This is a genomic window from Paracoccus xiamenensis (assembly GCF_011308835.1).
Taxonomy (GTDB): Bacteria; Pseudomonadota; Alphaproteobacteria; order Rhodobacterales; family Rhodobacteraceae; genus Paracoccus; species Paracoccus xiamenensis.
Window position 1 is genome coordinate 696502 of the sequence record NZ_JAAOHY010000001.1, and the last position, 14343, is coordinate 710844.

A 14343-nucleotide genomic window follows, 5' to 3' on the forward strand; every position below is an offset into this window, starting at 1 on the left:
CGCCTGCTTGCGGCACCTGTCAAAATCGTTAGAGACAAAAAGCAGATCGTTGCAATGTTTTCAACGCCTAGCAGCGGTTTCGATGCCCGATTCTGATACCCGCGACGGAGAGCCATGGCCAAGATCGCCTTTATCCTGCTGGCCCACAAGGATCCCAAGGGCGTTATCGCCCAAGCAGAGCGGCTGACCGCGACCGGCGATTATGTGGCGATCCACTATGATGGTCGCTCGTCGCGCGCGGAATTCGACCACATCCGCGCCGCCCTTGGACCGAATTCCAATGTCACATTCGCCAGCAGCCGGCACAAATGCGGCTGGGGCGAGTGGTCCCTGGTTGCCGCCACGCTGGATACGGTACGCGCGGCGGTGGCGGCTTTCCCTTCAGCCACGCATTTCTACATGCTTTCAGGCGATTGCATGCCGGTCAAATCGGCCGAGTTTGCTCATGCTTTCCTTGATGCCGAGCATGTGGATTATATCGAGAGCTTCGATTTCTTCACCTCGAACTGGATCAAGACCGGCATGAAGGAAGACCGGCTGATCTATCGGCACTGGTTCAACGAACGCACCCAGACCCGGCGATTCAACGCCAGCTATAACCTGCAAAAACGCTTCGGTCTGGTGCGCAAGGTGCCCGAGGATCTGGAAATGATGATCGGCAGCCAGTGGTGGTGCCTGCGTCGCCTGACGATCGAGAAGGTGCTGGAATTCTGCAAGCAGCGTCCAGAGGTGCTGCGTTTCTTCGCCACGACATGGATCCCGGACGAGACCTTCTTTCAGACCGTCGTGCGCCATGTGGTGCCCCGGCGCGAGATTCGCGCGCGCACGCTGACCTATCTGATGTTCACCGATTACGGGATGCCGCTGGTTTTCTGCAACGATCACTATGACCTTCTTCTGGGGCAGGACTACCTGTTCGCCCGCAAGATCAGCCCCGAGGCGCTGGAACTGAAGGAAAGGCTGGGCGCGCTGTGGCAGGCGCGGGGGCTGAGTTTCGCCATCTCGGGCGAGGGCAAGTCGCTGTTCAGCTTCCTGACCGGTCGCGGTCGGGTCGGCCGTCGCTTTGCCCCGCGCTTTTGGGAAACCGAAGCGTCGCTGGGCCGTGAAAGCCGGCTGCTCATCATCGTCGCCAAGAAGTGGCATGTCGCCAAGCGCCTGACCGAGGCGATCCGGCGTCACACCGACATTCCGGCCGTCGATTACCTGTTCAACGAACGCGATGCCCGTCTGCCTGATCTTGGCGGTGTGGAAAAGACGGTGGGCAAGCGTGCGCGACACCGCCGGGCACTGATTCGGCTGTTGATGGATGAATTCGGAGATTCGCGGCTGGCCATCTGTATCGACCCCTCGGCGCTGGATTTCGTGCTCGATTTCGCCAATGACAAGGGCAATACCCGCATCCTGTTCATCGACGCCGGTTTTGATGATTCCTATCTGCGCGGCCATATTGATCGTGTCGGTCTGGCCAACCCCTCAACCCCGTCCGAGGTGATCGAACGCCTGCTGCCGGTGGTGCGCGACGATCTTGAACACGAGGCAGAGAGGTTGCGCGATGTCCGTTTCAACGACTATTTCGAAATCAGCGAAAAGGACGGCCCGATCCGCAACGCCGCCGCCCTTGCCGCCTTCCTCGGCGTCGAAGAGGAACGCGCCCGAAGCATCGCCTCGACCCCGCATCTATTCGCCGATTGATCCGTTCGAAGGAGAGCCCGATGGCCTATGACTACGACGACAGCAACATCTTTGCCCGCATCCTGCGTGGTGAGATCCCCAACAACACCGTGGCGGAAACCGAACATACGCTGGCTTTTCGCGACATCCGGCCGCTGGCACCCAGTCATGTGCTGGTGATCCCAAAGGGGAAATACGTGACCATGGACGATTTCGCCGAGAATGCCTCGGCCGAGGAGATCGTCGATTTCATGCGCACGGTGGCCAAGATCACCAGGGACGAGGGCCTGTCGACCGGCGAGGGCGGCAACGGCTTCCGCGCCATTTCCAATGCCGGCAATGACGGTGTGCAGGAAGTGCCGCATTTCCACCTGCATATCCTTGGCGGCCGGGTCATCGGCCCGATGATCCAGCTGCGCGACTGATCGCGGAATGGCCCCGCAGCGATGCGGGGCCATTTTCGCTTGTTGCAAAATCAAGGGTTTAGCGGGTTGTCTGATTCAAAAACGTTATGTAATAACATCTCGAATCATGAAGGAGACCCAGATGATGCAGAAGACAACCCGGATCCCCGCCTTGGCGGCGGCTTTCGCGCTGATGGTTGCAGCAGTTCCAACCCATGCCGGGCAGGGCGCGGCCAAGGATCACGGCCATGATCACAGCCATGACCATGCGCATTCGCACGATCACGACCATGCGCATGACCATGGCGATGAGGTCACCAAAGCCGCTGCCAAGGGCTATTTCGACGATGACCAGATCGCGCCGCGCGGGCTGTCTGATTGGCAGGGGGAATGGCAATCCGTCTATCCGCTGTTGCTGGACGGCAAGCTGGATGCGGTGATGGTGCATAAGGCCGAACACGGCGACAAGACCGCCGCCGAATACACCGACTATTACAAGACCGGCTATGCGACCGATGTCGAACGCATCACCGTTGCGGGCGATCGGGTGACCTTTGTCCGCGACGGCAAGCCGGTCTCGGCCCGCTACGCCGATGATGGGCATGAGATCCTGACCTACAAGAAGGGCAATCGCGGCGTCCGCTTCATCTTCCAGAAGGTCGAGGGCGATGCCGAAGCGCCCCAATTCATCCAGTTCAGCGACCACAAGATCGCGCCTTCAAAGGCCGATCATTACCATCTTTACTGGGGTGAGGACCGGGCCGAGGTGCTGAAGGAACTGACCAACTGGCCGACCTATTACCCGGCGGCGCTGACGGCCGAGCAGGTGGCCGAGGAAATGATGGCACACTGATCCGGCACTTATCGCCGGTCCAGCCGGGCGCACCTGTCGCAGCCGCGCCCGGCTGGTTGTTTATCCGCGACCCTCGGCATAGGCGGCCATCAGCGGGCCGAACTCCTCTTGCGGGGGGAAGCCTTCATAGCTGTGCGCGGCGCCGGTTTGTGCCCATGGCAGTTTTTCACTGGTCCAGCATTCGATGAAGGCGGGTTCCTGCGCCGGGCCGCCGTCCAGCATGCTGCTGCGGACGTTCACCATCGGTCCCATCAGGGGCGTGGTGGTGAACAGCCAGCTCAGGCAGCCGGGGCAGAAATGATGTTGCAACTCGCCCCGCATGCCGCCCAGCACGGTTTCACCTTCGACGGTGACGGCCGCTTCGGGATACATCGCGCTTAACGAAAAGGCGCTGGCGGTCATGCGCTGGCAGCCAGTGCAATGGCAGGCAAAGGTCATCAGCGGCGCGCCACGGACGGCGATGCTGACATGCCCGCAGCGGCAGGATCCGGTGGTGATGTGATCGTCGGTCATGGGCCCATCCTCAGCGTCGGGTCAGTTCGATGAACACATCTTCCAGCCTTGGCTGCTCGATCGCAATGTCGCGAATGGGCATTCGGCCCGCGCGCAAGGCGTCGATGATCCGGTCCGGCTGCACGCGCGATGGCTGATAGCTGATCGCAAGCCGCCCATCGCCGCGCCATTCCGGCATCACGCCGTCGGGCAGGGCGGGCAGGTCGGCGGCATCGGTTTCGATCACCATCGTCTTGCCATCCGCGCGCGATAGCAGCGCGCGCGTGGTGTCCTCGACCAGCACCTCGCCGCGGTCGATGATGGCGATGCGGTCGCACATCGCCTCGGCCTCTTCCAGGTAATGGGTGGTCAGGATGATGGTCATGCCGCGTTCGTTCAGGCGGCGCACATTGGCCCACAGCATGTCGCGCAGGGTGATGTCGACGCCTGCCGTGGGTTCGTCGAGCACCAGCACCTGCGGGCGATGCACCAGCGCCTTGGCCAGCAGCAGCCGCCGCTTCATCCCGCCCGAAAGGTGCCGCGTGTAGCTTTCGGCCTGTTCGGTCAGCCCGACCAGCTCCAGCAGGTCATCGGTCCAGCGTTCCGATTTCGGCACACCGTAAAGGCCCGCCTGCACCTCCAGGCTGGTGCGGGGCGACAGGAAGGGGTCGATGTTCAGCTCTTGCGGCATGACACCGATGGCGGCGCGGGAATTGCGCGGGTTCTCATCCTGATCGAAGCCCCAGATCACCACCCGGCCGGCGGTCTTGTTCACCAGCCCGGCCAGAATATTGATCGTCGTCGACTTGCCCGCGCCGTTCGGTCCCAGCAGCCCGAAGATAGAGCCCGCAGGCACTTTCAGGTCGATCCCCTTCAGCGCTTCCTTGGCGGGGGCATTGCCGGCTGCGCGATAGGTCTTGCGCAGCCCGCTGATGTCGATGGCATGGGCGGTGTCGGTCATTGGGTTCCCTGGCTTTCGGCGGGCACCGTTCTTGCGAGGTGGCCTTGGCTGCGGTATGGGAGGGGTTAGACCCGATCCAGCCGAGCCAGACAAGCAGGTCCGCAATGACTGATACCGAATTCGTCCTTCCCGAAAGCCCGCTCTCGACCGGACAGGACGCGCCAAACCAGCATCCGCCGCTGGAAACAGAGGTCGTGACCAGCTGGAAAGTCGCCTGCTCGGGCGACGAATCGCGCGGGCTTGGCCATCCGAAGGTGTGGATGCTGATCTCGCCGTTCACCGGCTATGTCGACTGCGGCTATTGCGACAAGCGTTTCGTGGTCGACCGCGAACACGTTCACGACGACCACTGACCGGTTGCCCGGTCGCTGGGGGGTTGCCCCGGCGGGTGCTTGTGGCAGAACATGCGCGACGAAAAGGAGCCTCGCATGTCCAACGCTTTCGGCAAGGGCCACCACCTTCACCTGATTGACGGCTCTGCCTTCATCTTCCGCGCCTATCACGCGCTGCCGCCGCTGACGCGCAAGTCCGACGGGCTGCCCATCGGGGCGGTCGCGGGCTTTTCCAACATGCTGTGGAAGTATGTGCAGGATGCCAAGGGGAACGATGCGCCGACCCATGTCGCGGTGATTTTCGATCACAGCTCCAAGACCTTCCGCAACGATATTTTCCCGGAGTACAAGGCGAACCGCCCGCCGCTGCCCGAGGATCTGAAGCCCCAGTTTCCCCTGACGCGCGAGGCCACGCGGGCCTTCAACATCGCCTGTATCGAACAGGAGATGTTTGAAGCCGACGACATTATCGCAACGCTCGCCTGTCAGGCGCGCGAGGCCGGAGGGCGCGTGTCGATCATCAGTTCCGACAAGGATCTGATGCAGCTTGTCGGTGACGGCGTGGTGATGCTGGACCCGATCAAGTCAAAGGAAATCGGCCCCGAGGAGGTCGAGGAGAAATTCGGCGTCGGCCCCGACCGCGTGGTCGATATTCAGGCGCTGGCGGGCGATCCCGTCGACAACGTGCCGGGCGCGCCGGGCATCGGCATCAAGACCGCGGCGCTGCTGATCAACGAATATGGCGATCTGGAAACGCTGCTGGACCGCGCCGGAGAGATCAAGCAGCCCAAGCGCCGACAGACCCTGATCGACAATGCCGAACAGATCCGCATCTCCAAGAAGCTGGTGCAACTGGATTGCGAAACGCCCTTGGACTTCACGCTCGAAAGCCTTGAAATCGCCGATCCCGACCCGGAAACCCTGCTGGGTTTCCTGACGGATATGGAGTTCCGCACCCTGTCGAACCGCGTGGCAGAGAAGTTCAGCGTGGAAGCCCCGGTGATTGCCGACAAGCCCGCCGCAAGCGCCAAGGCCGCCGCCGCCACCGGCCCAGACTGGCCCGCCATCGACGTCGCCAATTACCAGACCGTCACGACCGAGGCCGATCTGGAAACATGGATCGCTGCGATCCATGAGGCCGGCGCGGTCGCCATCGATACCGAAACCACCGGTCTGAACGAGATGACCGCCGATCTGGTCGGGATCTCGCTGTGTAAGGCGGCGGGCATGGCCTGCTATATCCCCGTGGGCCATGTTTCCGGCGGCGGCGATCTGTTCGATTCCGGCGCATTGCTGGACGGACAACTGGACCGTGCCTTGGTGCTGAAGAAGCTGAAGCCGGTGCTTGAGGACGCCGCGATCCTGAAGATCGGTCAGAACATCAAGTATGACTGGAAGATCCTTGCCCGGAACGGCATCCGCATGACGCCCATCGAGGACACGATGCTGATGTCCTTCGCGCTGTCTTCCGATGTGTTCAACCACGGCATGGACGGGCTGGCCGAACGCGTGCTGGGCCACAAGACCATGCCGATCAAGGATCTGATCGGGTCCGGCAAGTCGCAGATTACCTTCGATAAAGTGCCGCTGGACAAGGCCACGCCCTATGCGGGCGAAGATGCCGAGGTGACGTGGCGCCTGTGGCGGATGCTGCGCCCGCAGCTGTCGCCGAATGCCGTGACCACAGCCTATGAAACGCTGGAGCGTCCCATGGTGCCGGTGCTGGCGGATATGGAAATGGCGGGGATCAAGGTCGATACTGAACATCTGGCGCGTATGTCGAATGTCTTCGCCCAGCAGATGGCAGGGTTGGAGGATGAGATCCACGGCCTTGCGGGTGGCAAATTCAACGTCGGCAGCCCGAAACAGCTTGGCGAAATCCTGTTCGATCAGATGGGTCTGCAAGGCGGCAAGCAGGGCAAGACCGGCGCCTATTCCACCAGTGCAGACGTGCTGGAGGATCTGGCCGCCGAAGGCCACGACCTGCCGGCGCGGGTACTGGACTGGCGGCAGATCTCGAAACTGAAATCGACCTATACGGACGCGCTGCAGACCCATGTGAACGCCGATACCGGCCGCGTTCATACCAGCTATTCCATCGCCGGCGCGCAGACCGGGCGGCTCGCCTCGACCGAGCCGAACCTGCAGAATATCCCCGTGCGGACAGAGGAAGGCCGCCGCATCCGCCAGGCCTTCATCGCCACGCCGGGGCATAAGCTGGTCAGTCTGGACTATAGCCAGATCGAGCTGCGCGTGCTGGCCCATGTCGCGGACATTCCGGCGCTTAAGGAAGCCTTCCGCGAAGGCATCGACATTCACGCCATGACCGCCAGCCAGATGTTCGGCGTGCCGGTCGAAGGCATGGATCCGATGATCCGCCGTCAGGCAAAGGCGATCAATTTCGGGGTGATCTATGGCATCTCGGGCTTCGGTCTGGCGCGCAACCTGCGCATCCCGCGCGCCGAGGCGCAGGCCTTCATCGACACCTATTTCGAACGTTTCCCCGAAATCCGCGCCTATATGGACAAGACGGTCGCCGACGCGAAACGCGACGGCTTCGTGCGCACCATCTTCGGACGCAAGATCGCCACGCCCTTCATCAACGACAAGGGACCGGCGGCCGGTGGCGCGAAACGCGCGGCCATCAACGCGCCCATTCAGGGCGCGGCAGCCGACATTATCCGCCGCGCGATGATCCGCATGCCCGAGGCGATCAAGGACATTCCAGCCAAGATGCTGCTGCAGGTCCATGATGAACTGGTCTTCGAGGTCGAGGACAGTGCCGTGGACCGCCTGATTGCCAGCGCGCGCGATGTGATGGAAAACGCCCCGGACCCGGCGGTCAAGCTGTCGGTGCCGCTGGTGGTGGATGCAGGCACCGGGTTGAACTGGGCCGAGGCACATTGACGCCCCCGCCGCCCTGACGGGGAAAGCGGCGAGAAGGCGGGGCATCTTCGTGCGCGCGCGACCGGCGCGCCGTTGAGCGGCGCGGGAACGCGCCGGAACCGCATCAGCGCTTAGGTGGCGGGGAACAGCCGGGGGGCGGGGCCGATGGGCACCGGCCCCAGCCTGACCTCGCCATCCTTGAGGATCAGAGGCAGCCGGATCTGACCTTCCTGCGCCGGCGGAAGCGCGACCAGCATGTCGTCATCGGTGCCTGCCTCCTCTGGGGTCAGGGGCAGCACCTCGGCGGAGCGCACCACGGTTTCCTTTATCTCGCCGGGCAGTGGTGTCTTCGACAATGTGTTGATCATCGCGCCAACCAGCATCGCCGCCTTTTGGGGGATCAGACCGGCCTCGACTGCGGCGTCGATGAACGGGCGTGCATCGCGGGTGTAAAGCGCGGCTTCGCCCTCGGCGCGGCCTTGGGCATCGGCTTGGATGCGGCCGATCAGCGTGGCCTCGGCCCCCGCCAGCGAAAAGCGCAGGCCTTGCGTCTGCATGCCGGTCAGCGCCGGCGGGGGCACGCGACCCTCCAGCATCGGTTGGCCGGGGACCTCTGTCAGCCACAGCTGGACCGGCCCGATTATGTCGAGCCGTTCCTGCAAACCCGGAAGCGTCAAACCGCGCGCCGTGGCGTCGACGGCATAGGCGGCGCGCGACCCTTGCGGGGCAGCGCCGCCCATATGGGCCAGCCGGGCCGTTATCTCCAACGATTGCAGCATGTCGACGCCGTCAACGTCCAGATCGCGCGCGTCGATCCCGGCCTCGCGTATGGCCATCTCATGCGTGAGGGAAAGCGCGGCGTGGGCCTGACCCTGGCCCAATGTCACCGATACCGGCGCGTTGCCCATCCGCAGTTCCATCTGCGAAGGCAGCGCCACCGTCATGGTGGTCGGCGCGATCAGCGGCGCATAGAGCTTCAGGCCGGGCGCGCTCAGCCCGGTTTCTGCATCGCCGATTTCGACCTCGGCCATGCGCAGCCCGATGCGGCGCGGATCGCGCAGGGGGGTGACGCTGGCGGCCTCGACCACCGGACTGCTGGTGACGGCTTCACGGGCCTTGCCGCTCAGCCAGGTTTCGCCGCCATACCACGCGGCACCAAGCATTGCGGCCACAAGCGCCGTGCCGATAAGCAGATTTTTCATCCATGTCTCCGCCGATCTTGGAACCCGGCGCATGTAAGCCTAGAATATGTCTTGAGGAAAGAGGCGGCTATGCAGGATCAGAACTGGCTTTTCGCATATGGATCACTGATGTGGGATCCCGGCTTCGCGGTGGCCGAACGCGCCATTGGCACCTTGCAGGGCTTTCATCGCAGCTTCTGCCTGCGTTCCATCGTCTATCGCGGCACGCCTGAACATCCCGGCCTGGTGCTGGGCCTTGACGAGGCGCATGGCGCATCCTGTCGCGGCGTGGCGCTGCGTGTGGGCGATTCCGATTGGCCGCAGGTGATTGCGGACGTGCGCGCGCGTGAAATGTCGACCTATGCTTACCGCGAGGCGGTGCTGCCGGTCGAACTGGCCGATGGCCGCCGCGTCGAGGCCATCACCTACGTGATGCAGCGTGACCATGACCAATATGCGGGCGACCTGTGTGCGACCGAACAGGCGCGGATCATCGCCAGCGCGACCGGCGGGCGCGGTCCCAATCGCGACTACCTGTATAACACCGCCGCCCATCTGGCGGAACTTGGTCTGCCCGACCCGGAAATGGAGGCGCTTGCCGCCGAAGTGCGCAAGCTGTCAACCTAAAAGGAAAATTCCGCTGTTGGCAGCGGCCGCCGGGCTGCTAGACTTGCCGGGAAACCCGTCCCCGGAGGACCGAGATGAGCGCAGAGACGCCACCCGAATCCAACCCAACCGCCGCCTCGCCGGAGGATCGGGATAAAACGGCCGAGCGCAGGCTGATCGGGGCGGATGCGCCCGCCGCGCGTCCCTCGCGTCGGTTGACGGCACGGCGCGCGCAGGAACGCCGGGTGGTGCAACCGCATTTCAGCCAGCCCATCCGCCAGATCGTGCTGATGCTGATCGTTTCGGTGCTGGTGGCGGCGGGGGGCTGGTTCGCTTATGGCCGGATCCTGCCCATATTCACCGCGAATATTTACCTCAACGGGTTGATTCTGGCGGTTTTCGTGATCGGCGTTCTGGCCTGCTTCTGGCAGGTGGCGCAGCTGATCCAGTCGGTCAGCTGGATCGAACGCTTTGCCGAACGTCGCCGCAATGCCGCCGAAAAGGGCGTGGCTGCCGTGGGCGAGGGCGACGATGTCGCGCCGCGCCTGTTGGCGCCTCTGGCGGCGCTGCTGGGCGCGCGGGGACCGGTGGGCGGGGTGATCTCGGCCAGTTCGGCGCGCTCGATCCTCGAATCGGTGGCGACCCGCATCGACGAAGCCCGCGACATCACCCGTTACCTGTCCAACCTGCTGATCTTCCTCGGGCTTCTGGGCACCTTCTATGGTCTTGCGACCACGGTTCCAGCGGTCGTCGACACCATCCGCGCATTGGCGCCGCAGGAGGGAGAGACCGGCCTGCAGGTCTTCGACAAGCTGATGTCAGGGCTGGAGGCTCAGCTGGGTGGCATGGCGGTGGCGTTTTCATCCTCGCTTCTGGGGTTGGCGGGATCGCTGGTCGTGGGGCTGCTGGAACTGTTCGCGACCCATGGCCAGAACCGCTTTTACCGCGAGTTGGAAGAATGGCTGTCGGGCTTTACCCGGCTGGGCATTGCCGGGGATGACAGCGACAGGCTGGATCAGGCCAGCATCATGGGGTTTCTGGACCAGATCGCCGGGCAGATGACTGACTTGCAGGCCTTCTATGCCGAACGCGACGAAATCCGCGAACAGGAAGCGATCGAGGCCGATGAACGTGTGCTGCTGATGGCCCGCAATGTCGAACGGCTGGGCCAGTTCATGCTGGACGATTCCGAGGCCAATGTGTCCCGCCTGGGCGAGATGTCGCGGGCGATGTCGCGGGTGGCGGATGGGCAGGACAAGCTGGTCCGCGCGACCGAAGCACGCCCCGATAACATGATCGAGGTCTCTCGCGCGCTGACCCGCATGGGCGAGGCGCAGGAACGGCTGATCGAAGGCCTTTCAACCCGTCCGACCGACGATGAATCGCGTCAGCACCTGCGCGCTATCAACGACAATGTGGGCCGGCTGGCCGATGAAACCCATGCCGCCCGTCAATTGTCGACTGCTGATCTCAGGCGCGAATTGGTCGAATTGACCGACGCGCTGCGGGCCTTGGGGCGAAGCTGATGGCATTGTTGCGGGGCAGGGGCGTGAACCGCTTTTCGGCCACGATATGGCCGGGCTTCGTCGATGCGATGACGGCGCTGCTGATGGTGCTGATGTTCGTCATCACCATCTTCATGGTGGTGCAGTCGGTCCTGCGCGATACCGTCGACCGGCAGGAAAGCCAGCTTGACCGGCTGGGCCAGCAGGTGGCGGGCCTGTCCAGCACGCTTTCCGTCACGCAGGGCGAAAAGGATGCGGCCCAGGCCGGCCTGACCGAGGCGCAGGCCCGCATTCTGGATTTCGAAACCCAGGTCGCGCGGCTGGCACAGGCGCGCGATGCCGAATCCCAGCGCGCCGGCGCGGCCGAGGCCGCGCTTGGTGCCGCGCGCACGGAAATCGACGCCGCCGCCGAGGCCGCGCGCCTTGCCGCCGCCCGCCGCGAAGCGCTGGAGGCCCTGGTCAAGGATCTGGAAGCCCAGAACAGCGATGCCGGCCAGAAACTGACCGAAACCGAGGCCGCACGCCTGACCGAAGCCGCCGCAGCCGAGGCGTTGCGGGCACGGCTGCGGTCCTCGGAAGCCGAACTGACCGCAATGACCCTGTCGCTGGAAGAAAGCCGCAAGCAGGCCGAGGATACGCTGACCCTGCTGGCCGCCGCCGAGGCCGCCAAGCGCGATCTGACCGCGCAGGCGGGCGGTGCCGCGTCCGAAGCCGAAAGGCAGGCAGCCTTGCTGGCGGTGGCGCAGGAAAAACTGGCCGGCGAGCAGAAAAGTTCGGACGAGGCGCAGCGGCGGGTGGCGCTGTTGAACCAGCAGGTGGCAACGCTGAATCAGCAGCTTTCCGCCATTCAGCAGGCGCTGAACGCGACCGAAAACGACAAGCAGGCGGCCGAGGTGCGGCTGGAGGATCTCGGCCTGCAGCTGAACGCGGCACTGCTCAGCGCCTCGCAGGAACAGCAGCGCCGGCTGACGCTGGAGGAAGCAGAGCGTAAGCGGCTGGAGGCAGAGGCCGCCGATCTGGCCCGCTATCGTTCCGAATTCTTCGGGCGTCTCAGCGAGGTTTTGCAGGGGCGCGAGGGCGTGCAGGTCGTCGGCGACCGCTTCGTTTTCCAGTCCGAGGTCCTGTTCGGCATGGGCGAGGCAACCCTGTCCGAGGCCGGACGTGCCAGCATCGCGCGCGTCACCACGATGCTGCAGGACATCGCCCAGACCATTCCGTCCGAGATCGACTGGGTCATTCGCGTCGATGGCCATACCGATTCGACACCCCTGTCCGGGGCGGGCCGCTATCGCGACAACTGGGAACTCAGTCAGGCGCGGGCACTTGCGGTTGTGCGCTATATGGTGGACGAGTTGGACTTTCCGGCCGACCGGCTGGCGCCGACGGGATTCGCCGAAACCCGCCCGCTTGCGCCCGAGGATAGCCCGGAAAACCGCGCGAGGAATCGCCGGATCGAGCTGAAATTGACGGAACGCTGATGACCGAGTTTCTGGATGGGCCGCAAGGCCGCCGCATCGCCTTTGAACGCCAGCCGGGGCAGGGGCCGGGCGTGGTCTTTCTGGGCGGGTTCAAGTCCGACATGCGCGGCAGCAAGGCTGAATATCTGGCCCAATGGGCGGCGCGCAGCGGTCGCGCCTTCCTGCGCTTTGACTATTCCGGCCACGGCGAATCGTCCGGCGATTTCGAAGACGGCAGTATCGGCGACTGGGCCGCCGACGCCATGGCCGCGATTGCTGCATTGACCGAAGGCCCGCAGGTGCTGGTCGGATCAAGCATGGGCGGCTGGATCTCGCTTCTGGTGGCGCGCGCCATGCCCGAACGCGTGGCGGGGCTGGTCGGCATCGCCGCCGCGCCGGACTTCACCGAGCAGGGCTATTGGGCCGCCGCCACGCCTGCGCAGCGCGAGGCGCTGATGCGCGATGGCCGGTGGGAGCTTCCATCGGAATATTCCGATGCGCCCTATGTCATCACCCGACGCCTGATCGAGGAAGGGCGCGATCATCTGGTCCTGCAATCCCCACTGAATATGCCCTTCCCGGTGCGCCTGCTGCAGGGCACGGCGGATGCGGATGTGCCGATGGATTGGGCGCTGCGGCTGCTGGATCACGCGCAATCCCCGGACTTGCGGCTGACGCTGGTCAAGGGTGCCGATCACCGTTTCTCGACCCCGGAATGCCTGGGGCTGATCGAAGCGGCGATTGCCGAGGTCCTTCGTGGCTAGAGCGAATGAACCTGATAAGCCCCGCTCCGGCCCCGGACGGGCCCCCACCCGAAAGTCCGCGCGGAAATCCCCGCCCGCGCCTGCGGATCGGGTGCCTGTGCGCAGGCGGATCATGAGCATCCTCTTCGCCACCCTGGCCGTAGGAATGGTGCTTGTCGTGCTTGCCTGGGCCTTCGCCCCGCGCGAGCCCGGCCGCTTTGCGCCCCCTGAGATCGCGGAACTGCCCGAGGATCTGGACGCCTGGCTTTACCTGCAGGAAAGCGGCATCCGCCCCGAGGTCTCGCGTCGTATCGTCTGGGCGGGGCGAACGGGTGTGAAAACGCCAGTGGCGCTTGTCTATCTGCATGGGTTTTCCGCCAGTTCGCAGGAAATCCGACCTGTGCCCGATCTGGTGGCGGCCTGGCGGGGGTCGAACCTGTATTTCGCCCGGCTGGGCGGGCATGGGCTTGACGGTGAATCGCTTGCCGGGGCGCGGGTATCGGACTGGGCGCGTGACGTGGCCGAGGCCGTGGCCATCGGCAAGCGTATCGGGGAAAAGGTGGTGCTGATCGGCACCTCGACCGGGGGCACGCTGGCGGCGCTGGCGGCCCGCGATCCGGTGCTGGGCCCGCAGATCGACGGCGTGGTGCTGATCTCGCCCAATTTCGGGCTTCAGGCGCGCGGAGCGTTTCTGCTGCGCCAGCCACTTGCCCGCTATTGGTTGCCGCTGATCGCCGGGCGAGAGCGCTGTATGACTCCGGTCAACGACAGGCACCGCGAATACTGGACGGAATGCTATCCGATCGTGGCCGTGCTGCCGGTCGCGGCCCTTGTTGCCGATGCCAGTCACGCCGATTATACTGCGGCGACCCAGCCACTTCTTGCGCTCTGGTCCGAGGCTGACAATATCGTCGATCCCGAGGGGACCAGGCGCTTTTTGTCGCAATGGGGTGGAACGGTGACGCGGGTGCCGGTGACCGTGGGTCCGGGCGACGATGCCTCGACGCATGTAATAGCCGGCGACGTTTTGTCGCCCGGACAGACCGCGCCAGTGGCGACGCGCATCAATGGCTGGATTACCCAGAATTTCGGCGAGTGACAGTCGGCAAGACCGGCCGGGGCGCTGCCCCGGACCCCGGGATATTTCGACCAGAATGAAATGAGGAAGCCAGAATGATGAAGGCATCGCGCCTTTCATTCTGGCCCAAATATCCTGCGGCCTCTCGGCCCATCCAATACCGTCGGGCCGGGG

Annotated in this window: 13 protein-coding genes; 10 read left to right on the top strand and 3 right to left on the bottom strand. The window is 64.2% G+C overall.

The window, feature by feature from the left end:
* The first annotated feature begins 114 nt into the window (after positions 1 to 114).
* From G7044_RS03485 to G7044_RS03495, 3 genes are all read left to right on the top strand, one after another.
* Positions 115 to 1692: a DUF5928 domain-containing protein gene (locus tag G7044_RS03485; RefSeq protein WP_166325973.1), complete on the top strand. Its 1578-nt coding sequence runs from the start codon at positions 115 to 117 to the stop codon at positions 1690 to 1692.
* Between the two features lie 20 nt (positions 1693 to 1712).
* Complete coding sequence (locus G7044_RS03490; RefSeq protein ID WP_166325976.1) at positions 1713 to 2096, top strand: HIT domain-containing protein; 384 nt, start codon at positions 1713 to 1715, stop codon at positions 2094 to 2096.
* 124 nt (positions 2097 to 2220) lie between these two features.
* Positions 2221 to 2928 carry a metal-binding protein ZinT gene (locus G7044_RS03495; RefSeq protein ID WP_166327319.1) on the top strand — a complete coding sequence of 236 codons (708 nt, stop codon included), beginning with the start codon at positions 2221 to 2223 and terminating at the stop codon, positions 2926 to 2928.
* Positions 2929 to 2988: 60 nt separating this feature from the next.
* On the opposite strand, the gene G7044_RS03500 is transcribed toward G7044_RS03495, so the two are convergent.
* A complete protein-coding gene (locus G7044_RS03500) occupies positions 2989 to 3441 on the bottom strand; it encodes a GFA family protein (RefSeq protein ID WP_166325979.1) in 453 nt (150 codons plus the stop codon).
* A 10-nt stretch (positions 3442 to 3451) separates the two neighbouring features.
* Positions 3452 to 4381, bottom strand: a complete 930-nt coding sequence (locus G7044_RS03505) for an ABC transporter ATP-binding protein (protein WP_166325982.1) — start codon at positions 4379 to 4381, stop codon at positions 3452 to 3454.
* Between the two features lie 179 nt (positions 4382 to 4560).
* Between G7044_RS03505 and G7044_RS03510 the strand changes: the two genes are divergently transcribed.
* Complete coding sequence (locus G7044_RS03510) at positions 4561 to 4734, top strand: zinc-finger domain-containing protein (RefSeq protein WP_235931175.1); 174 nt, start codon at positions 4561 to 4563, stop codon at positions 4732 to 4734.
* A gap of 75 nt (positions 4735 to 4809) precedes the next feature.
* Positions 4810 to 7620, top strand: a complete 2811-nt coding sequence (gene polA / locus G7044_RS03515) for a DNA polymerase I (protein ID WP_166325988.1) — start codon at positions 4810 to 4812, stop codon at positions 7618 to 7620.
* Positions 7621 to 7730: 110 nt separating this feature from the next.
* Here polA and G7044_RS03520 read toward each other — a convergent pair whose 3' ends face one another.
* The gene (locus G7044_RS03520) at positions 7731 to 8801 is read right to left on the bottom strand and encodes a DUF2125 domain-containing protein (protein WP_166325991.1); all 1071 of its coding nucleotides are present in this window, start codon (positions 8799 to 8801) and stop codon (positions 7731 to 7733) included.
* A gap of 69 nt (positions 8802 to 8870) precedes the next feature.
* Here G7044_RS03520 and G7044_RS03525 point away from each other — a divergent pair, with 69 nt between their 5' ends.
* From G7044_RS03525 to G7044_RS03545, 5 genes are all read left to right on the top strand, one after another.
* A complete protein-coding gene (locus G7044_RS03525) occupies positions 8871 to 9407 on the top strand; it encodes a gamma-glutamylcyclotransferase (RefSeq protein ID WP_166325994.1) in 537 nt (178 codons plus the stop codon).
* A 74-nt stretch (positions 9408 to 9481) separates the two neighbouring features.
* Positions 9482 to 10912, top strand: a complete 1431-nt coding sequence (locus G7044_RS03530; protein WP_235931117.1) for a hypothetical protein — start codon at positions 9482 to 9484, stop codon at positions 10910 to 10912.
* Positions 10912 to 12369, top strand: coding sequence for a peptidoglycan -binding protein (locus G7044_RS03535; RefSeq protein ID WP_166325997.1), 1458 nt, complete (start codon positions 10912 to 10914; stop codon positions 12367 to 12369). Before G7044_RS03530 ends, G7044_RS03535 begins: the two co-directional genes overlap by 1 nt.
* A complete protein-coding gene (locus G7044_RS03540; RefSeq protein ID WP_166326000.1) occupies positions 12369 to 13112 on the top strand; it encodes an alpha/beta hydrolase in 744 nt (247 codons plus the stop codon). The genes G7044_RS03535 and G7044_RS03540 overlap by 1 nt, the downstream gene beginning before the upstream one ends.
* Before the next feature lie 112 nt (positions 13113 to 13224).
* Positions 13225 to 14190: an alpha/beta hydrolase gene (locus G7044_RS03545; protein ID WP_166326003.1), complete on the top strand. Its 966-nt coding sequence runs from the start codon at positions 13225 to 13227 to the stop codon at positions 14188 to 14190.
* Positions 14191 to 14343 lie beyond the last annotated feature (153 nt).

Coding starts and splice junctions, on each gene's coding strand:
- G7044_RS03495 (WP_166327319.1), top strand. CDS start 2,221: ATGCAGAAGACAACCCGGATCCCCGCCTTGGCGGCGGCTTTCGCGCTG.
- G7044_RS03540 (WP_166326000.1), top strand. CDS start 12,369: ATGACCGAGTTTCTGGATGGGCCGCAAGGCCGCCGCATCGCCTTTGAA.
- G7044_RS03530 (WP_235931117.1), top strand. CDS start 9,482: ATGAGCGCAGAGACGCCACCCGAATCCAACCCAACCGCCGCCTCGCCG.
- G7044_RS03535 (WP_166325997.1), top strand. CDS start 10,912: ATGGCATTGTTGCGGGGCAGGGGCGTGAACCGCTTTTCGGCCACGATA.
- G7044_RS03490 (WP_166325976.1), top strand. CDS start 1,713: ATGGCCTATGACTACGACGACAGCAACATCTTTGCCCGCATCCTGCGT.
- G7044_RS03485 (WP_166325973.1), top strand. CDS start 115: ATGGCCAAGATCGCCTTTATCCTGCTGGCCCACAAGGATCCCAAGGGC.
- G7044_RS03520 (WP_166325991.1), bottom strand. CDS start 8,801: ATGAAAAATCTGCTTATCGGCACGGCGCTTGTGGCCGCAATGCTTGGT.
- G7044_RS03545 (WP_166326003.1), top strand. CDS start 13,225: ATGAGCATCCTCTTCGCCACCCTGGCCGTAGGAATGGTGCTTGTCGTG.
- G7044_RS03505 (WP_166325982.1), bottom strand. CDS start 4,381: ATGACCGACACCGCCCATGCCATCGACATCAGCGGGCTGCGCAAGACC.
- G7044_RS03500 (WP_166325979.1), bottom strand. CDS start 3,441: ATGACCGACGATCACATCACCACCGGATCCTGCCGCTGCGGGCATGTC.
- G7044_RS03525 (WP_166325994.1), top strand. CDS start 8,871: ATGCAGGATCAGAACTGGCTTTTCGCATATGGATCACTGATGTGGGAT.
- polA (WP_166325988.1), top strand. CDS start 4,810: ATGTCCAACGCTTTCGGCAAGGGCCACCACCTTCACCTGATTGACGGC.